This window comes from Fusobacterium perfoetens, assembly GCF_021531475.1.
GTDB lineage: Bacteria > Fusobacteriota > Fusobacteriia > Fusobacteriales > Fusobacteriaceae > Fusobacterium_B.
Genome location: NZ_JADYTX010000011.1, coordinates 1 through 22501, shown reverse-complemented (window position 1 = coordinate 22501; position 22501 = coordinate 1). Strand labels below are relative to the sequence as shown.

General features: G+C 29.3%; 17 protein-coding genes. 10 read left to right on the top strand and 7 right to left on the bottom strand.

Going from position 1 to position 22501, the window contains the following annotated elements; all coding sequences use genetic code 11:
* Positions 1-8: 8 nt before the first annotated feature.
* From I6E15_RS03880 to hflX, 3 genes are all read right to left on the bottom strand, one after another.
* Positions 9-815, bottom strand: a complete 807-nt coding sequence (locus I6E15_RS03880; protein WP_235244440.1) for a dihydroorotate dehydrogenase electron transfer subunit — start codon at positions 813-815, stop codon at positions 9-11.
* A 10-nt stretch (positions 816-825) separates the two neighbouring features.
* Positions 826-1896: an aspartate carbamoyltransferase gene (pyrB, locus tag I6E15_RS03875; protein ID WP_235244438.1), complete on the bottom strand. Its 1071-nt coding sequence runs from the start codon at positions 1894-1896 to the stop codon at positions 826-828.
* A gap of 249 nt (positions 1897-2145) precedes the next feature.
* The gene (gene hflX / locus I6E15_RS03870; RefSeq protein ID WP_235244430.1) at positions 2146-3933 is read right to left on the bottom strand and encodes a GTPase HflX; all 1788 of its coding nucleotides are present in this window, start codon (positions 3931-3933) and stop codon (positions 2146-2148) included.
* A gap of 101 nt (positions 3934-4034) precedes the next feature.
* Between hflX and I6E15_RS03865 the strand changes: the two genes are divergently transcribed.
* On the top strand, positions 4035-5216 hold the full coding sequence (locus I6E15_RS03865; protein WP_235244416.1) for a dicarboxylate/amino acid:cation symporter: 1182 nt from the start codon (positions 4035-4037) through the stop codon (positions 5214-5216).
* A gap of 203 nt (positions 5217-5419) precedes the next feature.
* On the opposite strand, the gene I6E15_RS03860 is transcribed toward I6E15_RS03865, so the two are convergent.
* From I6E15_RS03860 to I6E15_RS03850, 3 genes are all read right to left on the bottom strand, one after another.
* Complete coding sequence (locus I6E15_RS03860; RefSeq protein WP_177160328.1) at positions 5420-7135, bottom strand: proline--tRNA ligase; 1716 nt, start codon at positions 7133-7135, stop codon at positions 5420-5422.
* Between the two features lie 75 nt (positions 7136-7210).
* Positions 7211-9265: an ATP-dependent DNA helicase RecG gene (gene recG / locus I6E15_RS03855; protein WP_235244409.1), complete on the bottom strand. Its 2055-nt coding sequence runs from the start codon at positions 9263-9265 to the stop codon at positions 7211-7213.
* Between the two features lie 109 nt (positions 9266-9374).
* On the bottom strand, positions 9375-9935 hold the full coding sequence (locus I6E15_RS03850; protein ID WP_235244407.1) for a glycerol-3-phosphate responsive antiterminator: 561 nt from the start codon (positions 9933-9935) through the stop codon (positions 9375-9377).
* Positions 9936-10071: 136 nt separating this feature from the next.
* Here I6E15_RS03850 and I6E15_RS03845 point away from each other — a divergent pair, with 136 nt between their 5' ends.
* From I6E15_RS03845 to ptsP, 8 genes are all read left to right on the top strand, one after another.
* Positions 10072-10995, top strand: a complete 924-nt coding sequence (locus I6E15_RS03845; RefSeq protein WP_235244406.1) for a lysophospholipid acyltransferase family protein — start codon at positions 10072-10074, stop codon at positions 10993-10995.
* Between the two features lie 13 nt (positions 10996-11008).
* The gene (locus tag I6E15_RS03840) at positions 11009-11953 is read left to right on the top strand and encodes a lysophospholipid acyltransferase family protein (RefSeq protein ID WP_235244403.1); all 945 of its coding nucleotides are present in this window, start codon (positions 11009-11011) and stop codon (positions 11951-11953) included.
* A 40-nt stretch (positions 11954-11993) separates the two neighbouring features.
* Positions 11994-12602 carry a type II toxin-antitoxin system PemK/MazF family toxin gene (locus I6E15_RS03835; protein ID WP_235244401.1) on the top strand — a complete coding sequence of 203 codons (609 nt, stop codon included), beginning with the start codon at positions 11994-11996 and terminating at the stop codon, positions 12600-12602.
* Between the two features lie 181 nt (positions 12603-12783).
* Entirely contained in the window at positions 12784-15546 is a 2763-nt protein-coding gene (locus I6E15_RS03830; RefSeq protein WP_235244400.1) for a M16 family metallopeptidase, read from the top strand.
* A 119-nt stretch (positions 15547-15665) separates the two neighbouring features.
* Positions 15666-16532, top strand: coding sequence for a tRNA pseudouridine(55) synthase TruB (gene truB / locus I6E15_RS03825; RefSeq protein ID WP_235244398.1), 867 nt, complete (start codon positions 15666-15668; stop codon positions 16530-16532).
* 24 nt (positions 16533-16556) lie between these two features.
* Entirely contained in the window at positions 16557-18368 is a 1812-nt protein-coding gene (gene typA, locus I6E15_RS03820; protein WP_235244397.1) for a translational GTPase TypA, read from the top strand.
* 170 nt (positions 18369-18538) lie between these two features.
* The gene (locus I6E15_RS03815; RefSeq protein WP_177160336.1) at positions 18539-18802 is read left to right on the top strand and encodes an HPr family phosphocarrier protein; all 264 of its coding nucleotides are present in this window, start codon (positions 18539-18541) and stop codon (positions 18800-18802) included.
* Positions 18803-18871: 69 nt separating this feature from the next.
* Entirely contained in the window at positions 18872-20602 is a 1731-nt protein-coding gene (gene ptsP, locus I6E15_RS03810) for a phosphoenolpyruvate--protein phosphotransferase (RefSeq protein ID WP_235244395.1), read from the top strand.
* A gap of 271 nt (positions 20603-20873) precedes the next feature.
* Here the strand turns inward: ptsP and I6E15_RS03805 are convergent, their stop codons facing one another.
* Positions 20874-22028, bottom strand: a complete 1155-nt coding sequence (locus I6E15_RS03805) for an ROK family protein (protein ID WP_235244388.1) — start codon at positions 22026-22028, stop codon at positions 20874-20876.
* 204 nt (positions 22029-22232) lie between these two features.
* On the opposite strand from I6E15_RS03805, the gene I6E15_RS03800 reads away from it, so the two are divergent.
* Positions 22233-22454 (top strand): PTS transporter subunit EIIC, encoded by a 222-nt coding sequence (locus tag I6E15_RS03800; protein WP_235244386.1) that lies wholly within the window; start codon positions 22233-22235, stop codon positions 22452-22454.
* The last annotated feature ends 47 nt before the right edge of the window (positions 22455-22501 follow it).

Sequence of the window (22501 nt, the reverse complement as noted above, 5' to 3'; positions counted from 1 at the left end):
TTTTCCTCCTATTTATTACAATCACAAGGTAATGGATTTTTTGGATTGATATCAATTATTATTTTACTATCAAATACTGGTCCGTCGTGGCAAACTTTTTTCATTCCCTCGTTAGTTAGAATTGAGCAACCTACACAAGCTTTTACTCCACAAGCCATTCTCTCTTCTAAAGATACTTCACAGTAAACTCCAAACTCTCCAGCTACTTTTCCAACAAATTCTAACATTTTGTGAGGTCCACAAGTATATACTGCGTCAACTCCACCTTTTGATAAAATTTCTCTTAGAGGTATTGTAACATTTCCTTTTGTTCCACAAGAACCATCATCAGTAGTTATATATGTTTCAACTCCCTCAGTATCTATATTTTTAAGGATTGCCACAGCTCCGTGACTTCTTCCTCCACAGATAAATATTACTTTATTTCCATTTTCTTTTAATCTTTCTATTAATAGTTTTGTAGGAGCGATTCCCATTCCTCCACCAACAACTACTATTGTTTTTCCTGTTACATCAGTAGTAAATCCATTTCCTAAAGGTCCTTGAAGATTTAATGTATCTCCCTCTTTTAATTGACTAAACTCAACAGTTCCTAATCCTTTTACTTCATAATAAAATTCAATAGTGTTATCTTTTTTGTTAATGTAATGTAGACTTATAGGTCTTCTTAATATTGTTCCTTGTCCTTTACATTGTAGCATATAAAATTGTCCTGCTCTAGCTACATTTATTGATTTTTCACCTTTTAATTTCATTAAGTAGTAATTTCCAAAAACTTGTCTATTTTCTAAGACTTTGCAATCTTCTAAAAACATCTATACCCTCCTAATCTTTTATTTCTCTACCACAATAGTAACAGAATTTTTTACCATTTTTTATTTCAATTTTATTGTCAGTTTCTTCAAATTTTGTTATACAATTATGATTATTGCAAACTTGTTTTTCCGATTTAATTATTTCATTTTTTGCTTTATCTTTATAATTTAATTTAAGTTTATCAAGTGCTATTCCTATCATTGCCTCTCTTATAGGCACGCCATTTTTAGCTTGTTTGAAATAAAGTGCATGTTTAGTTTCATCTAAATCTATATTTATTTCATTTACTCTTGGTAATGGGTGAAGTATTATCATATTCTCTTTACATTTCCCAACTATTGTATCTTTTGAGATTATGTAAACATTTTTTAATTTTTCATAAAGTTCTGGAACTTCAAATCTCTCTCTTTGGATTCTTGTCATATAAAGTACGTCAACTTCTTTTAAAATATCTTTGTAGTCGCTAACTAATTCATATTCAATCCCTTTTTCATCTAACTCATCTAAAATCTCTTGAGTGATTTGTAATTCATCTGGAGCTACAAAGTAGAATTTTTTACATTCAAATTTTGATAATGCTTTTGCAAGTGAGTGAACTGTTCTTCCATATTTTAAATCCCCTACAAAAGCTGTTGTGTGTCCGTCTAAAGTTCCGAACTCTTTTTTAATTGTGTAAAGGTCAAGTAGTGTTTGACTTGGGTGTTCATTAGCTCCGTCTCCTGCATTTATAACAGGAATATCTGACACATCTCCAGCAAATTTTGCTGCTCCGTCTCTTAAATGTCTCATAATAACTATATCAGAATATCCATTTATCATTTTTATAGTATCTCTTAGGCTTTCCCCTTTTTTTAGTGAAGTGGCATCTGGACTATCAAATCCTAAAACTTTCGCTCCTATTCTAAAACAAGCTGAAGTAAAAGACAATCTAGTTCTTGTAGATGGTTCAAAGAAAAGTGTCGCAGCTATTTTGTTTTTAATCAAATCTTGATTTGGATTTTCTTCCAATTCTCTAGCTCTTTCCAAAATTTCTAAAATCTCTTCCCTGTCAAATTCTTTCATTGAAATAAAATTTCTCACAGTTATCCCCTTCCTCATAAAAAAAGGAATAAAAATTACATTTAAAATGTAACTCTTATTCCTGATATATTAAAATAATTATAAATGGTTTTTTGAAAAAATAAAAAAGTAAAAAGATTTTTTATATTGAAAATATTAAAAGTTTTTTCATAAAATCTTTCCATCGCTTTTGCAATACCTCCCCTTATTTTTTCACGATTTTAGAGATTATATCACATTTTTCTTATTTATTCAAGCAGATTTTATAGATTATTTTTCATATTTTTTGCATTTGTTATAAACCTTTTCATCTACCATAGCTACTAGATAAATTCCCTCTCCTTGATACTCTTCACTGACCACAGATGCGTTGTTATGAATATAAGCTGAGATTGCTGTATCTTGATATGGAATCAAATATTCAACTTTTTTTAGTGTTTCTGGTAGTTTTTCAATAGCTTTTTCAAGTAAAGTATCTATATTTATATTTTCCTTTGCACTTATCTCAACTATCTCGTAGTTAGCTAGTTTTTCTTTTATCTCTAAAAGTTTTTCTGTCTCTACCTTATCAGTTTTGTTAAGTGCTAAGATAGTTGGTTTATCATCACAACCAAGTTCCTTTAAAACTCCCTCTACTACAGAGATTTCTTTGTATAGATTTTCACTTGACGAATCTACAACGTGGATTAAAACATCTGAGAAAATTACTTCTTCAAGTGTTGATTTAAAAGCTTCAACTAAATCGTGAGGTAATTTTCTTATAAATCCGACTGTATCTATTACAGCTACCTCTTTTTTATCCTTTAATTCTACAACTCTAACTGTTGTATCAAGTGTTGCGAATAACATATTTTCAGCAAAAACGTCTTCAGTTTTATTAGAGTTATCTTTACAATAATTTTTTACAATCAAGTTTCTAAGAGTAGATTTTCCAACGTTTGTATATCCAACCAAAGAGATTTTTCCCATATTAGATTTTTCTCTTCTCTCTCTTTGTGTTCCTCTTATTTTTTTTATTTTTTCAAGCTCATCTCTAAGACTAGCTATCTCATCTTTTATTTTTCTTCTATCAAGCTCTAGTTTTGTTTCTCCAAGTCCTCTATTTCCAAGACCTCCTCCAATTCTTGAAAGCTCAGTTCCAAAACCTATAAGTCTTGTTCCCTTGTATTTTAACTCAGCAAGTTTTACTTGGATTTTTGCCTCTTTAGTTCTCGCTCTTCTAGCAAAAATTTCCAAAATCAAAGATGTTCTATCAATTACTCTACAACCGATATTATCTTCAAGGTTTCTTATTTGGATACCTGAAAGTTCCTCATCAAAAATTATAAGGTTAGCTGCTCTTATCTGTTTTGCTCTAGCAAGTTCGATAACTTTTCCACTACCGATATAGAAACTTTTATCTATCTTACTTCCTTTTTGTAACATAATATGCACTGTTTCTATATCACAAGCACTGGCAAGCTCTTTTAACTCTGCCAAACTTTCCTCTGATTCTCTTCCAACTAAGATTGCATACTCTTTGTAATCTTCATCTATAATTCTCGCTCTTAACTCTTTTTCAATCTCTTGGATTTTTGCCAAGAAATTATAATTTTCCACTGTATGAAGATTTCTCGACATATATTCTTCGTGAAGAATATTATTATCAACCACTTTACAAAATCCCATAGAAATTCCATTGATACTTCCATCTTTATTAATTCCTATGGCTGACATAGCATCAAGCTTTAACTCAATAAGAGCTGAGATATCCACATCTGATAGTTTTGCATTTCCACTAGGGTGAGTGTGAATAATTCTCACTCCACAAAGTTTTCTATCCTTTGATGTAACTTTTGGTAGAGTGGCACTTCCACTATCTCCAATATTTATATCTATTATTTTTCCATTTCTATCTATAGCCACACTTATCTCTTTATTTATATTGTGACTTATCTCAACTATTTTTAAAAATATCTCTTCACTTAAAAATTTTCCTTTTTCTATCTTTTCTTCTAAAAAATTTTCTAATTCTTTTAACAGATAATCCTTGATTCCCAAGGTATTTCCACCAATCATATATCCTCCTTAAAAATTTTGCTTGCTTTTTTCTCCCAAATGTTGTATCATCTACGCATACAAACATTTTTGAATGACGGACATTCAAGGGGAGGGATTTTATGAAAAAATTTGGTTTACTGCCTAAATTAATATTAGGTATTCTTGCAGGTATCGCTATTGGAAAGATGAAAGTTTTATTTGTGGTTGAGTTATTAGCTACTTTTAATAATATCTTCGGTAGCTTTTTAGGATTTATTATTCCACTTATTATTGTTGGTTTCGTAGCACCAGGTATTGGAAATCTTGGAAAAAGTGCTGGTAAATTATTAGGTGGATCTACTGTTTTAGCTTATGTTTCTACAATTATTGCTGGTAGTTTTGCTTATGTTGTAGATACTAATATTTTTCCTAAACTTTTAAACGTTGGATCTTTCATCCTTCACGATACTACTAACCCTGAAGAAGCTTTAGTAAAATCACTTATTAATATAAAAATAGCTCCTTTAATGGACGTTATGACAGCTCTAGTTTTAGCATTCGTTTTAGGACTTGGAATTGCTTATTTAAAAGAAGATACTGTCAAAAAATTTATGGACGAGTTTCAACTTATTGTTGAAGGAACAATAAAATCAGTTATTATTCCTCTTTTACCATTCCATATTTCTGGAATATTTGCAAATATGACTTATGCTGGAAAAGTTGAAATGATAATAGCTGTTTTTGCAAAAGTTTTCGTAGTAATCATCACTCTACATATATTAATACTTTTATTCCAATATACAGTGGCTGGTTCTCTAAATGGAAAAAATCCTATATCTTTAATAAGAAATATGTTACCAGCATACTTCACAGCTGTTGGAACTCAATCATCAGCAGCAACTATTCCTGTAACTTTAGCTCAAACTAAGAAAAATGGTGCTAATGATGGTATCGCTGAATTTACAGTTCCGTTATTTGCTACTATCCATTTATCAGGAAGTACAATTACTTTAACAAGTTGTTCTCTAGCAATAATGATGTTAGAAGGAATGAATTTCTCATTCGGTTCTTATTTTGGATTTATCCTAATGCTTGGAGTTACAATGGTCGCAGCACCTGGAGTTCCTGGTGGAGCTGTAATGGCTGCTCTTGGACTTATCCAATCTATGCTTGGATTTAACGCTGAATTATCATCTCTTATGATAGCTCTATACCTAGCTCAAGACAGTTTCGGTACTGCTTGTAACGTAACTGGTGACGGAGCATTAGCATTAATCGTTAATAAATTTGCAGGATTTTCTCTTGATAAAGCAAATAAATAAAATATAATACCCTATCACTCAACAAAAAGGCTGTTACAAATCATCTTGATTTGTACAGCTTTTTTCTTTATCTTTTCCTAAAAAATAGGGCTGTCGCATTTCCCCAAATATAAACTACAAAAATCACCCAAGTAACTTTCAATCTATATCTTAAATTCACAACAACCCATAAAATTTATTTTTTATTAACTTTCAAATACAAATTAATATTTTTTCATTAATTCTTTTACTGTTTCTACAACATTTTCTTTTGCTACTTCTAAAGTTTCTCCAGTTCTTCTTATTTTTAACTCAACTATTCCTTCAGAAGATTTTTTACCACAAACTACTTTGAATGGGAATCCAATTAAGTCAGCATCTTTAAATTTAAATCCTGCTCTTTCGTTTCTATCGTCGTAGATTGTTTCGATTCCATTTGATTCTAAAGCTTCTAATAATTCTTCAGCTAATTTAACTTGAGCTTCATCTTTCATATTAGTAGCGATAACATCAACTATAAATGGAGCGATAGCTGTTGGCCAAATAATTCCATTTTCGTCATTATTTTGTTCTATTGCTGCTGCCATAGTTCTTGAAATTCCAATTCCATAGCAACCCATTTCCATAACAACTTCTTTTCCATTTTCATCTAATACAACAGCGTGCATAGCTTCAGAATATTTTTTACCAAGTTTAAAGATATGTCCACATTCTATTCCTCTTGCAACTCTTAGTGGTTTTCCACAGATTGAGCAAGTATCTCCCTCTTTAACTCTTCTTACATCAGCAACTATATCAGCTTCATAATCTCTTCCATAGTTTACATTTAAGTAGTGAGTATCTGGTTTATTTCCTCCAGCTGTGTGGTTAGGAATCTCTGTAACTGATGGGTCAGCTATAACTGTTATTCCTTTAGCTTTTAAATCCATTCCATATGGTCCGATGAACCCTTTGAAAAGTCCAAGTTTTGCAATTTCTTCGTCAGTTAACATTGCTATATCAATAGTATTGATTAAGTTTTTAACTTTTACTTCGTTAACTTCAATATCTCCTCTGATAAGTACCATATAAGGAGCGTCGTTAACAACGTCTTTATACATTATAGCTTTTACTGTTCTTTCTATTTCTACATTAAGAGCTTCTACAACATCTTCTATTTTTGCAATATTTGGTGTATCTACAAGAACAGCCTCTTTTAATTCTTCTTTTGGTAAAGAAGTTATAACATCAGTGGCTTTTTCTACGTTAGCTCCATAATGACAGTGGTCACAGAAAATTAATTCATCTTCCCCAGAATTTGCCATAACGTGGAATTCTCTTGAACCACTTCCACCGATTGCACCTGAATCAGCGTCAACAATTCTAAAATCTAATCCACATCTTGTAAATATTTTTGAATAAGCTTCTTGCATATTATCAAATTCTTTATCAAGTCCTGCTCTATCTACTGAGAAAGAATAAGCGTCTTTCATAAGAAATTCTCTTCCTCTCATAAGTCCAAATCTAGGTCTTCTTTCATCTCTAAATTTAGTTTGGATTTGATATAAATTTACTGGTAAAGATTTATAAGAAAAAATATCATTTCTTACGATATCTGTTATAGCTTCTTCGTGAGTTGGCCCAAGGACAAAATCTCTTTCATGTCTATCCTTAAGTCTTATCATTTCTGCTCCCATTACGTCCCATCTTCCAGATTCTTGCCAAATCTCAGCTGGTAGTAAAACTGGCATAAATAACTCGATAGCCCCTGCTCTATTCATCTCTTCTCTTACTATGTTTTCTACTTTTCTCAAAGTTCTATAACCCATAGGTAAGTATGAATAAACTCCACTTGCCATTTTTTTAATCATTCCAGCTCTTAAAAGTAGTTTATGACTTGCTACTTCAGCTTCTTTTGGGGTTTCTTTAAGAGTTTTTATGTAGTAATTACTAAATCTCATTCTCCCGTTTCCTCCTTAAAATTTTTCAAATTGTACTCCTCATTTTATCATACTTTTTTAATTTTTAAAAGTTTTTTAAATAGTTTCTTTAAATTTATCTTGAATATCTCTAAGCAAATACTCATTATCTATAATTCCACTGTTTTTATTTAGATATTCTATACAGATTTCTTTTACCATTTTTATAGTTTTTACATCTTGGGTGATGTCAATAAATTTCAAATCACTAAGTCCAGACTGTTTTGTTCCAAATATCTCTCCAGCTTTTCTAAGCCTTAAATCTTCCTCAGCTATCTCAAATCCATCATTTGTTTTTTCCATTATTCTCATACGAGCTTTTGTATTGTCATTATCACTGTGAGAAATTAAAAAACAATATGACTGATGTTCCCCTCTTCCTACTCTTCCACGAAGTTGATGAAGTGACGACAAACCAAATCTCTCTGCATTTATAATTGTAATTATTGAGGCATTAGGAACGTTTACTCCTACCTCTACAACAGTGGTCGAAAGAAGTATATCTATTTTTTTATTTTTAAAATCTTGCATAACTTGGTCTTTTTCACTATTTTTCATTTTTCCGTGGAGAATACCAATCTTTCTATCTGAGAAAACATTTTCAATCTCAGATTTATATTCTTCCACAGATTTTGCAGAGATTTTATCACTGTCCTCAATAAGTGGCACTATAAAATATGCTTGTCTTCCATCTTTTAATTTCTTAGCAATAAAATTATATACTTTTTGAAGATCTGCATCATTATTTATCCATTTAGTTTTTATAGGTTTTCTTCTCGGTGGTAATTCATCAATTATTGATACATCTAAATCTCCGTAGATACTAAGAGCCAAAGAACGTGGAATCGGAGTGGCACTCATTACCAAAAGATTTGAAAGTATCCCCTTATCTCTTAATTTTTTTCTTTGGACAACACCGAAACGATGTTGCTCATCTATAACTATAAGCCCAAGATTTTTAAATTCTACATTATCTTCAATAAGAGCGTGAGTACCTATTATAAGTTTTACTTCTCCGTTTTTTATCTCTTCAAGAAGTTTCTCTTTTTTCTTTCCCTTTACACTTCCTGTTAAAAGTTCTGTTCTCACTCCTAAATTTTCAAAATCATTTTTTATAGAAAGATAATGTTGTGTAGCAAGAATTTCTGTTGGAGCCATTATAACCCCTTGATATCCATTTTCTACTATATATAATAGTAAAGTCATTGCAACAATAGTTTTTCCACTACCAACGTCCCCTTGAATAAGACGATTGATAAATCTTCCCTCATTTAACTCCTTATAAATCTCTGTTATTACTTTTTTCTGTGCATTAGTCAAAGTAAAATTAAGACTTTTTAGATATTTTTTTACAAGTTCCCGTTTATCCAAAAGATTATATTTTCTCTCAAATATATCTCCACCAAGATATCTGTTTTGTAAAATCCCCATCTCTAAAACCAAAAGTTCCTCAATAGCAAATCTTCTTTTTGCCTCTTCTAAAAACTTCCTATTTTCTGGAAAATGGATTTCTTTAAGAGCTTTTTTTCTATCTAATATTTTATATTTTTCTATTATTTCACTTGGAATATTTTCTTGAAGACAATTAGAAAACTCTTTTAAATTCTTTTTTAAAATCTTTCTTAGAGAGTTCTGAGTAAAATTTTTTGTTGTACTATATATAGGTAGGATTTCCCCTTTTTCCATCTCTTTTTGATTGGTAAGCTTTTTATATTCAGGGTTAGTCATCTGGAAATTATACCCAGCTTTTACTTGACCGATTAAAATATATTCCTCTCCAATCTTTAGACTTTTTGCAAGGTACGGCATTTGAAACCAAACTACATCTATAACTCCTGTTCCATCAGTGGCTCTTGCTTTTGTCATCTTAACTCTTGAGGGAAGATATGGATTTGTAATTGATAAAAACTGAACTTTTAAAACAACATACTCATTCCCTCTAAGTTCCTCTATTTTTTTTATATTTGTTCTATCATCATAGGCTCTTGGAAAATAATATAACAAATCTTTTAACGTCAAAATATCTAAAGAATCAAGATTTTTAAACTCTTTAGGTGTTAAAGTTTCTATATCTTCTAAATTTTTAAAAATGATTTCATAGTTATTTTCCATAAAACTCTCCATAATTAAAATATTATAGCCTATTATATCATAAATCTACTATAATATAATAAAAAAATGCAAAGGTTATTATCCCTCTGCAAAATTTTATTTTTATTATTTATATTGACCAAAGCTCCATTTTAGTAGTAGATACACCCTCTGCTCCAGCTTTTAGAGCGTTCATTATATCTTCCTTATCATCAATAAGTCCTCCTGTAATAACAGGAACATTTACAAGCTTACATATTCTTTTAATTATTTTTGGCATAAGACCTGGAAGTATTTCAATTGCGTCTGGTTTATTTTCTCTAATATAAGAAATAGTATTTTTAAATGAAAAAGAATCTAAAATAAAATATCTTTGAATAACTGCAATATTATTTTTACGAGCAAAATTTACCATATTGTGTTTTGTGGTAATAATCCCATCTGGTTCTATAGCTTTTATAAGATATTCTACTCCGTAATTAGAAGACGACAATCCCTCTATCATATCCACATGGACAAAAACCAACTTTCCTGCTTTCTTTAATTCTGTAACAATATCTTTTACATTCATAAGGTTTGCCATTATTAAAAAAACAATCTCACTACTACTTTCAATAGCCTCTTTTAAATTATCATCATTTTTTAATGCCGGTATTACCGGGTTTCTTTCTAATATTTCTCTTATATTCATTTTTCAACCTCGCTTTTTTTTCATCTATTTCCATTGTATGTTATATTACACTTTATGTCAAGGAATAAATATTATTTTATAGTTTTCAAAAAATATGATATAATATCAGTTGTTATTATTTTTAATGGAGGAAAAAATGAAAAATTTTAATTTTTTTATACAATATATTCTATTTAAAATTTTAAAGGGAACTCTTATGATTTTTCCTGAAAAAACTAGATTTAAAATTGCCGAAAGTCTTTCAATTTTATCTTACAAACTTTTAAAATCAAGAAGAATTACAACGTTAATAAATCTTAAGCACGTTTTCCCTGATAAATCTTTAAGTGAACTTGAGGAGATTGCTAAAAATTCCTATAAAGCTATTGGAAAAGCTTTTGTTGGAACTTTATGGCTTGATAAATATGTAAATAAAAAAGAAAATTTTATAGTTGACGATCCTAAAATGGTTGATGTTATGAAAAATAATACTCCATTGACTGCTGCAAATATGCACTTTGGAAATATGGAGGGGTTACTTAAGATAGCTGAGGAATTAAATGTGGTTACAGTTGGAAAAACTCAAAACAATCCTTATGTTAACAAAGAGATTATAAAAAATAGAAAATGTTTTAATATAACTTTACTTCAAAGAAGTCCAAGTGTTGGTAGAGAGCTTGTAAAATATGCAAAACAAGGTAGAAATATCGCTATTCTTACTGACCAAAAAGGTAGTGGAACTGATGTTACTTTTTTTGGAGAGCCAACAACATCTCCAACAGGTATCACAAGTATAGCTTGTAAATTTGACCGTCCACTATTTTTAGTTTACTGTGTATATCAAAAAGATTTTTCAACACGTGCTTTTATAAAAGAGATTAAAAAATGTGAAGATGAAACTTTAGCATTTAAAGATAAAGTACAAATTACCACTCAAAATATGATACACGAAATGGAAAAAGTTATCCTTGCTCATCCAGATCAATGGATGTGGATGCATGATAGATGGACTTTCTATAGACAATATAAAAAAGGAACTCTTAGAAAAGATTTAGCAGATTTTGCTAAAACTCTAAAATAGGAAAGGAATGAAAATGGCAAACAATAGAGGTTTTTTTAAAAATTTAATCTACTATATTCAATATCTATTAATTAGATTTTTTGAAATATTATTTATGGGACTTCCTGAAAAAACTAGATTTAAAATCGGAGAATTTTTCGCTGTCCTAACTTTTAAAGTTGTAAAAGAGGTTAGAAATATAACTATACTTAATCTTAAACTTGCTTTTCCTGAAAAAACTAACGAAGAAATAAAAGAGCTTGGGATTGAATCTGTTAAAACTATGAGTAGAGCATTTTTTGTAAATATGTGGCTTGATAAATATTTAGAAAATGACTCAAATTTTAAAATAGTTGATGAAGAACTTTTAAATGAGATTATAAAAAATGGACCAGCTGTATTTGGAGCTATGCACTTTGGAAATATGGAAGCTCCTGTAAAACTTGCAAGTAGAATGCCTATTGTTACAGTGGCAAAAGATAGAACAAATCCATATATCAATGATTTGGTTATAAAAAATAGAACTAGATTTAATATTGTTCTTTTACAAAAAAGCAAAACTACAAGTAGAGAGCTTATAAAATATGCTAAAGAGGGAATGAATCCAATTCTTCTTACTGACCATAGAGATAGTAATGGTACTGATATTACTTTCTTTGGAGAAAAAACTACTGCTCCAACTGGGGTTGCAAGTATTGCTCTAAAATATAAAAGACCTTTCTATCTGATGTATTGTGTACTTAATAAAGAAAATATAACAGAAGTTCATATAAAGAAAATTGAAAAATCTGAAGATGAAAATTTATCTTTCAAAGAAAATGTACAACGTACAGTACAAAATATGTTTAATGAGATGGAAATTGTTATGAGAGAATATCCAGAGCAATGGATGTGGTCTTATGATAGATGGAAATTAAATAGCAAGTATAAAAAAGGTTTACTTAGCAAAGAAATGAATGATTTTGTAAAAAATTTCTAAAAAAATAAAAATTAAATAATTCATAATATAAGGAGTATAGATGTTAATTGAATTAGAAAAAGCTAATAAATTTATAGATTGGTTAAAAAATATGTTATTTCTTAATGCCAAAGTTAAAACGGCAGGAAAAAGAGTAGTATTCCGTGGACAAGTTTATTTTTGTGAACTTGGAGAAGGAATAGGCTCAGAAGAATCTAAAAATAGACCTTGTATCATCTTACAAAATGATTTAGGTAATAAAAATTCTAATAACACTATCGTTGCACCTATTACTAATGGTGGAGCTATCCCTACTGTTTGTGTTGCTATCCCTAATAATACATATAGTTATACAGATAATTCTGGTAATACTACTTTTTTAAGTGGAAATATCTTACTTTCTAATATCGTTACTGTTAGCAAAGCAAGACTTGGAAATTTTATTTGTAACCTTTCTGATAATGATATTCTAATGGAAGAGATAAACGAAAAATTAATAGGTTCTGTTGGTTTATATAAAACATTTAAAAAATTAAATGATACAATTACTTCTGATAAGAAAGCTATAACAAGGTTGATTGAAACAAGAAATAAACTAACAAGGGAAAATGAAGATTTAATAAAACAAATCGAAAAATTAAAAAATAACTTGCCAAAAGAAGAAAAATAGTATATAATGTAGGTACAAATAAAGCTGGTCTCGTTAGATTGGCAATTACGAAGTTTTCAAATGAAGGGCAACCTGTTGGTTGTCCGTTTTCATTTTTTGAAACTTTTTTATAATAAACTTGACTAAAATAAAAAAAAGTGATACGTTTTTAATTGAAAAATATATTATAAAGGTGATAGCTGTGAATTATACAAAAAAACTTATTTTTGCATTTATGTTTATTATTTTTTCCTCTCTATTTTCAAAAGAAATCGTTGAAAATTCAAAGGACTTAAAAATAAAAAAACTAGATAACGGAATTACATATTATTACTATAAAAATAAAAAACCAGCCAATAGAGTTTCTATAAATGTTATTATAAAAGCCGGTTCTTTACAAGAAGAAGAAAATCAAAAAGGGATAGCTCACTTCCTTGAACATATGACTTTTAATGGTACTAAAAATTATGAAAAAAATGGAATTGTAAAATATTTTGAATCAATCGGTCTTTCATTTGGTGGAGACCTTAATGCTCACACATCTTTTTATGAAACTGTATATAAACTTCATCTGCCTACTGATGACAGAGAAAAATTTGAAAAAGGTGTTGAGATTTTAAAAGAGATGGTATTTGATGCCTCTTTAACTGACGAGGATATTAACAATGAAAAAGAGATAATAGTCGAAGAGTGGCGTCTTTCTCAAGGATTTAGAGAAAGAATTACAAACTTTTGGAAAAAAGCTCTCTATGATGAATCAAGATATGTAGAAAGATTTCCTATTGGAGATATGCAGATTATAAAAAATAGTGATCATAATCTTATGAAATCATATTATGACAAATGGTATAGAGCTAAAAATATCTCTGTTGTTGTAGTTGGAGATATCGACCAAAAATATGCTGAAAAAACTATAAAAAAATATTTTGAATTTCCAGATACAAAGCCATATACAGCTCCAGAAAGTTATAACCTAAAAGAATTACCTACTGATTATCTAATATTTAGAGATAAAGAGATTGTAGTCCCTGAATTTATTATGGCAACAAGAATGGAAAAAGAAAAAAAATACACAGAGGAATCTATCAAAGAAAGTTTAGCTTATGATATTTTAAAAAATTTAATAAAAAATCGTTTTGATAAAAAATCTTTCACAGAAGAAAAACCTTTATTTTCAGGAAGTATGAGTGATGACTTGTATATGAATGATAATATTATCACAATATCTTCGGTTATGGACGAAAATAAAATTGAACTGGGAGTTAAAACTTCAATAGAAATCTTAAAATATATAAAAGATTTTGGAGTTACAGATGTTGAACTATCCCTTGAAAAAGAAAATATACTAAAAACTTTAGAAAGTGAAGTTCGTAATAAAGAGGCTTTTGTAAACTCTCTTATCGTAAAAAATATTACAAATTCTATTGTTAATAACGATATTTTCTTAGATGTTGATGATACTCTTTCAATCTTTAAAAAATATTCTGATAAAATTACAATGAATGATATTAAAAATGTAGCTAAAAAAATCTATGAAGATAATACTCGTTTCATCTTACTTCTACCAGAAAAAGATGAGATTAATATAACAGAAAAAGATTTTGAAAATATAGTTAATAAAGCAAAAAATTCTAATCTAGAAAAAGATAAAGATGTCCAAATGGATATAAATCTAAAAGAACCTCTTTTACAAGTTGGTAGTGTAAAATCTGTAACAAATAAAGGAAATTATAGAGAAATTTTACTTTCAAATGGAATGAAAGTTTTATTTAAAGAAACTAATTTAAAAGAAAATCAAATATATTTAAGATTATTTAGAGAGGGTGGAACATCAAATCTTTCTTATACTGATACTGTAAACTCTCTACTTGCTAGTAATCTTATAAAATCTTCTGGAGTAGAAAATATAAATCTTGAAACTATAAATGCTTATTACAAAGGTAAAAACTTTACTATAAGTCCAAAGATTCGTTCTTACTCTGAAGAGATAACTATAATAAGTGATAAACAATCTCTAAATGAGGCGATGAAATATTTTTCTTATCTAGTAAGAAAACCAAAACTTTCATCAAATCTATATGAAACTAATATGAATGCTTTAAAACTTTTGATAAAAAATCGTGATAACGAGCCACAAAACTTATTTGAAGATAAGATGGTTGAACTTTTATTTGACAATCACCCAAAGAAAACTTCTATCAAAGAGGGAGATATTGAATATTTAAGCGAAGAAAATATGCTTGAAGTTTTCTCCAAAAAATTTAAAAACTTTGATGGATACACTGGTATTGTTGTAGGTTCTATCAAAGAAAAAGATATTATTCCTATACTTGAAAAATATTTTGCCTCTCTTCCAACAGATATTCCTCGTGAAAGTAGTTGGCAAGACATTGGATTAGAATATCCTAGTGATATTGTATGTGGAGAAGTTATAAAAGGAAATGATAAAAAAATATTGGTTGATATTAATTATCCTATACATAAACCATTTACTCCTGAAAATAAAGTTTTGACATCTGCTGTTGCCAAAATAATGAGAATTACTTTTGTAGAGGAGATAAGAGAAAAAATATCTGGAGTTTATGGAATAAGTGTAAGTCCACGTTTCTCAAAATATGAAAAGGGATATCTAAATATTTTCTTCTCAACAGATCCTAAAAAAGAAAAAATGGTACTTGATAAACTTCATTTTGAGATAAATAAAATATTACATGGATATATAAATTTAAAAGCTTTGGATAGTATAAAAGAAAATTACAAACTTTCTTATGAAAACAATCTTAAAATGAGTGAGTTTTGGTTGAAATATTTGACTAAAAAATCATATGATGATGACTATAAATATCTTACTCCTGAAGAATATAACTCTTTAGTCACAGAGGAAAATATAAGAAACTTCCAAAAAGAACTACTTAAAAATGACAATTATATCCAAGTTATTCTTTATCCAGAGAATGAAAAATAAACTTTTTCAACTTAAATAGTACAAATAAAAGATAGAGAGAAATTCTCTCTATTTTTTGTTTTCCATATTTTGATTTTTATGATATAATATTATGTAAAATTGAAAATGAGGTTGATAAGTTGGACGGAATTATTAATATAAATAAACCATCTGGTATAACATCATTTGATGTTATCAGAAAACTTAGAAAAATTTTAAAAATAAAAAAAATCGGACACACTGGAACTTTAGATCCACTTGCCTCTGGAGTTTTGGTTGTATGCACTGGAAAAGCCACAAGACTTGTCCAAGATATTGAAAAACTAGAAAAAGAATATGTTGCAACTTTTAAACTTGGTGTTGCCACTGATACTTATGATATTGAAGGAAAAGTAATAGATTCTTGTGAAAATTTCAGTATCACAACTGATATGTTAAAAGAAACTTTAGAAAAATTTAAAGGAGATATTAAGCAAGTGCCACCGATGTACTCTGCCATAAAAATCAACGGTCAAAAACTTTATGATTTGGCACGTCGTGGAGAGGTTATTGAAAGAGAGGCTAGAGATGTTTCAATTTACTCTCTAGATCTTTTAGAGTTTGATGGAGTAAATGCCAAAATCTCTTGTAAAGTATCGAAAGGAACTTACATTCGTTCTTTGATTTTTGATATTGGTATGGAGCTTAAAACTTTTGCTACAATGACATCACTTGTTAGAACTTCTGTTGGAAGAGAGGATATTGAAAAAAGTTTTACTCTTGAAGATATTGAAAGTATGGCTAGTGAAAATAATTTTTCTTTTGCTAGAACTGTTGAGAACTATTTTAACTACCCACATTATGAAATCAGTGGAGAAAAAAATAAAACTTTATTTTTAAATGGAAATACTTTAGTTGTTAAAAATTTAAGTGATGGATTTTATAAAATCTATGATGAAGAAACTTGCGAGTTTTTAGGACTTGCAAATGTAGTTTCTGAAAGATTAAAAGGATATAAATATTATTAAACTATTATATAAGGATGGAGATTTATGAAAATCAAAAATATCGCAATCATTGCCCACGTTGACCATGGTAAAACTACTCTTGTTGACTGTCTTTTGAAACAAGCTGGAGTTTTTGGAGCTCACGAACTTGAAAAAGTATCTGAAAGAGTTATGGACTCTAATGATATTGAACGTGAAAGAGGAATCACAATTTTCTCTAAAAACGCTTCTGTAAAATACAAAGATTATAAAATCAACATAATCGACACTCCAGGACATGCTGACTTCGGTGGAGAAGTACAAAGAATTATGAAAATGGTTGACTCTGTAATTTTATTAGTTGACGCATTTGAAGGACCAATGCCTCAAACTAAATATGTTTTGAAAAAAGCATTAGAACAAGGACACAGACCAATCGTTGTTGTTAACAAAGTTGACAAACCAAATGCTAGACCTGAAGAAGTTCTTTACATGGTTTATGATTTATTTATCGAACTTAATGCAAATGAACACCAACTTGATTTCCCAGTTCTTTATGCATCTGGAAAAGGTGGATTTGCTAAAAGAGAATTAGAAGATACTGACACAAATATGGTTCCATTATTTGAAACTATTTTAAGTGAAGTTGACGATCCATCTGGAGATGTTGAAAAACCTCTTCAATTCTTAATCACTAATATAGAATATGATAACTATGTTGGTCAACTTGCTGTTGGAAAACTTCACAACGGAAAAATGAGAAGAAATCAAGAAGTTATGCTTATAAAAAGAGATGGAAGTATGGTTAAGAGTAAAATATCTATAATCTATGGATATGAAGGACTTAACAAAGTTGAAGTTGATGAAGCATACTGTGGAGAAATCGTTTCTATCGCTGGACTTTCTAATATAGATATTGGAGAAACTGTTGCTGATATAAATAATCCAGTTGCTCTACCATTAATCGACATTGACGAACCAACTCTTTCAATGACATTTATGGTAAACTCTTCTCCTTTTGCTGGAAAAGATGGAAAATATGTTACATCAAGAAATATTTGGGACAGACTTCAAAAAGAATTACAAAAGAACGTAAGTATGAAAGTAGAAGCTACTGATTCTCCAGACGCTTTCGTTGTTAAAGGTAGAGGAGAACTTCAATTATCTATACTTCTTGAAAATATGAGAAGAGAAGGATTTGAAGTACAAGTTTCAAAACCAAAAGTTATCTTAAAAGAAATTGATGGAAAAACTTATGAGCCAATTGAAATGGCTTTAATCGACGTTGAAGATTCTTTCACTGGAATAGTTATCGAAAAACTTGGTTCAAGAAAAGGAGAACTTATTTCAATGACTCCAGGACAAGATGGTTATACTCGTTTAGAATTTAAAATCCCTGCAAGAGGAATTATTGGATATAGAAATGAATTTTTAACAGATACTAAAGGTTCTGGAATATTAAATCACTCTTTCTATGATTTTGAACCATACAAAGGACCTATTGCAAGTAGAAAAAAAGGTGTTCTTATTGCTACAGAAACTGGAGTTTCTATCGCTTATGCTCTTAACGCTATCCAAGAAAGAGGAGAATTATTCATCGGACCTGGAGTAGATATTTATGAAGGTATGGTTGTTGGAGAACACGCAAAAGAAAACGACTTAATAGTTAATGCTTGTAAAACTAAAAAACTTACAAATACAAGAGCATCTGGTTCTGATGAGGCAGTTAAACTTGCACCACCAAGAAAATTAACTCTTGAGCAAGCTCTTGACTATATCTCTGATGATGAATACGTAGAAGTTACACCTAATTTCATCAGACTTAGAAAAAGATATTTGACAGATGCAGAAAGAAGAAAACATTTCAAAAAAGATTAGATTTGGTACAATTTTGAACTTAAACAGGTTATTTTCTCGACAAATACAGGGTAAATATGTTTTTTTATTGACATTTTCTGTATTATCATATATCATGTTGATAATACAGGAATAATTTTATTAAATTTTATAAATAAAAGTATTACTTTGATATTTGGGAGGTTAAAATAATGTTATCTAAAACTGTTGAAATCACAAACGAAACTGGGTTACATACAAGACCAGGAAATGAATTTGTTAGTTTAGCAAAAACTTTCAAATCAGCTATTGAAGTTGAAAATGAAGAAGGAAAAAAAGTTAAAGGAACTTCTCTTTTAAAACTTCTTTCTCTAGGAATCAAAAAAGGAACTAAAGTTACTGTTTATGCTACTGGAGAAGATGAAGCTGAAGCAATTGAAAAGTTAGCTGAACTTCTTGCTAATTTAAAAGACTAATTAGTAGAGAGGGGAAAATTATTCTCCTCTCTTTTTTTCCAAAAAATTAATTAAGGATGGTAAATATTTATGAGTATAGTTATTAATGGTATTCCTGCATCACCTGGTGTTGCTATTGGGAAGATTTTTTTATACAAAGAAAATGAGATAGTTATCAATAAAGATAATATCGAAGATACTGAAGCTGAAAAAGCAAGACTTCTTGCTGGAAGAGATGCTTCTAAAGAACAACTTCTTGCAATAAGAGAGAAAACTGCAAAAAAACTTGGAGAAGATAAAGCAAGTATTTTTGACGGACATATCACTTTATTAGAAGATGAAGATTTATTTGATGAAGTTGTTGAATTAATCGAAGATGAAAATATAACAGCTGAAAATGCTTTAGAACAAGGAATCCAAGGTTACTGTGAAATGTTAGGTTGCTTAGAAGATCCATATTTAAGAGAAAGAGCAGCTGACCTTAAAGATATTGGAAAAAGATGGTTATACAATGTTACTGGAACTACTATCCTAGATTTATCAAATTTACCAAAAGATTCTATTATAATCACTAAAGACCTTACTCCATCTGATACTGCTCAACTAGACCTTGACAACGTATTAGCTTTTGTTACAGAAATAGGAGGAAAAACTGCTCACTCATCTATTATGGCTAGATCTTTAGAAATACCTGCTGTTGTTGGAACTGGGGATAAATACGCAGAAGTTAAATCTGGAGAAGATATAATAGTTGATGCATTAGAAGGAACTGTTATACTTAACCCAACTGAAGATGAAGTTAAAACTTATTCAGCAAAAAGAGACGAGTTTTTAGCTGAAAAAGAATTATTAAAACAATTAAAAGATAAAGATGCTGTATCTCGTGATGGAAGAAAAGTTGGAGCTTGGGCAAACATCGGTTCTCCAAAAGATATCGACGGAGTTCTTAAAAATGGAGCACAAGGAATCGGACTTTACAGAACAGAATTTTTATTTATGAATAACGACAGATTCCCAAGTGAAGATGAACAATTTGAAGCTTACAAAGCTGTTGTAGAATCTTTAGAAGGAAAACCTGTTACAATAAGAACAATGGATATCGGTGGAGATAAATCTTTACCATACATGGAACTTCCAAAAGAAGAAAACCCATTCTTAGGATGGAGAGCTTTAAGAGTTTGCCTTGACAGACCTGAAATCTTAAAAACTCAATTTAGAGCATTATTAAGAGCATCTGCTTTCGGATATGTAAAAATCATGTTACCTATGATTATATCTCTTACTGAAGTTAGAAAATCTAGAGAATTATTAAAAGAATGTATGGAAGAATTAAGAGCTGAAGGAATAGCTTTTGATGAAAACGTTCAACTTGGTATAATGGTTGAAACTCCAGCTGTTGCATTTAGAGCTAGATCATTTGCTAAAGAATGTGACTTCTTCTCAATAGGAACTAATGACTTAACTCAATATACTCTTGCAGTTGATAGAGGAAATGAAAAAATTTCTAAACTTTACAACTCTTACAACCCAGCTGTACTTCAAGCTATTAAATGTGCAATAGATGGGGCTCACGCTGAAAATATAACAATTTCTATGTGTGGAGAATTTGCTGGAGACGAAAACGCTACTGCTGTATTATTTGGAATGGGACTAGACGCTTTCTCAATGTCAGCTATCTCTGTACCTAGAATTAAAAGAAATGTACTAGCTCTTGATAAAGCAGAATGTGAAGCTTTAGTAGAAAGAGTTTTAGACTGTGCTACTGCTGAAGAAGTAATGGAGGAAATTACTAAATTCAACAAAGCTACTTACAATAGATAATTAATTATTAAATGCTAAAGAGAAAAATCTCTTTAGCATTTTTTTACAAAAAATAAAAATTACTGCATTTTAAAGATAAAAAATATAGATTAAAAATTACGAAAATTATGGAGAAAAATCAGATTTATAAAGCGACATCGAATGCTAAAAATCACAACTGTTTGAGCAAAGCGAGTTTTGTGATTTTAATGAGATGAGCTTTAAATAAATCAATTTTTCGTAATCTGTAGTAATTTTTAATCTTATATTTCTTAAATTTGCAGTAATCTCCTTATAAAATATTTCCTATAAAAAACTGATTAAGTACAACATAGACAGCACCAATAGTATTATCATTATGCTCAAATTTAGATTTTCTTATATTTAAGTTTTCTGTTACATAAGGAATACAGACTGAACTCATATGTTTAAAGAAACTTTTAAAAAATACCTCTTCACATTTTGTAACATCTCCCCCAACGATTATTGTAGAAATATTTAAAATATTAGAAAGATTTCCTACAACCACAGCAAGAGAGTGGATAGCATGATCAAGAATTTTTAAAGCTACTTCATCTTTATCCTCTATTTTCTCCACAAAAAAAGAAAAACCAATATGTTCATTATTAGAAAACTTATGATTAGTTTTTTCTAAATATTCTTCTAACATTCTTGGATTTGTCATAATAGTTTCAAGACAACCAATTTTTCCACAATTACAGATTTTTCCATTATCCTCCACAAAGGAATGTCCTAACTGACCAGCTACAAAGTTATCTCCCAAAAGAAGAGTGTTATTAAAAATAATTCCACAAGAAACCCCTCTATCAATATTTATATAAATCATATTTTTTATATCAGAATCTATAAAATCTTTTTCTGATAATGCCATTGCTCTAACGTCGTTTTCAATAAAGACAGCACAATCTATTTTTTTTTGAATAAGCTCTCTTAATTTTATTTTTTCCCAATTATAAAAAGCTGAAAAAGTTACAATTCCCTCATTAGAATCAATCTGTCCCGGAAAAGCTATCCCTAATCCAAGAATAGATTTATCCCCTTTTAACTGATTATAAATTTTTACTATTAAATCAACAATAGTTTCTGGAGATTTATCTGGTATATTTAAAGTAATATTTTCTAAAGATACACCATCTAAAGAGTTAAGACTTCCTATCATAGTCCCTCTTTTTATTTTTATCCCAATAACATATTTATAATCATAGTTTATTGATAGTTTTGTTCCTTTTCTTCCCCTGCTAGAACTATTTTCTTCTGTCTCTAAAATTATATTTTCCATTACTAACTCTTTCATAATATTAGATAAAGTTCCAGCTGCAAGACCTGTATATTTTTGAAGCTCAACTCTTGTAAAACTATTATTTTTCAGAGAAGAAAGAATAAGACCTCTATTTAATTTTTTTAACGAATCTAATTTAATGTTCAAAATATCTCCTATAAAATAAAAATTATCTTTTCATATATTATAAACCAAAAAAAATTTTTTTTCTACTAAACTTTTTATAAAACAAAAGTTAAAATTCTATTATTTCAAAGTTGAAAAAAATGTTTGACAAATTTTGAAAAATGTAGTATAAATATACTATATATAATATTTCAACTATGAAATAATTAAAAGTAGGGGGTTTTTATGAAGGAGACAAATATTTTTTCAAAGTTACAACTATTAGGTAAATCTTTAATGTTACCAATAGCAGTTTTACCAGTGGCGGCATTATTATTAAGATTCGGTTCTAAGGATATGCTAGATTTAGCTTTTATTAACGCAGCAGGAAACGCTGTTTTCGCAAATTTAAGTTTATTATTTGCTATCGGTATAGCTGATCTGTACCCTGTCAAGTACTCAATTTAATTATCAACATTTTTTTCTTTAAATTTCCTATATTCTATTGGACTTCT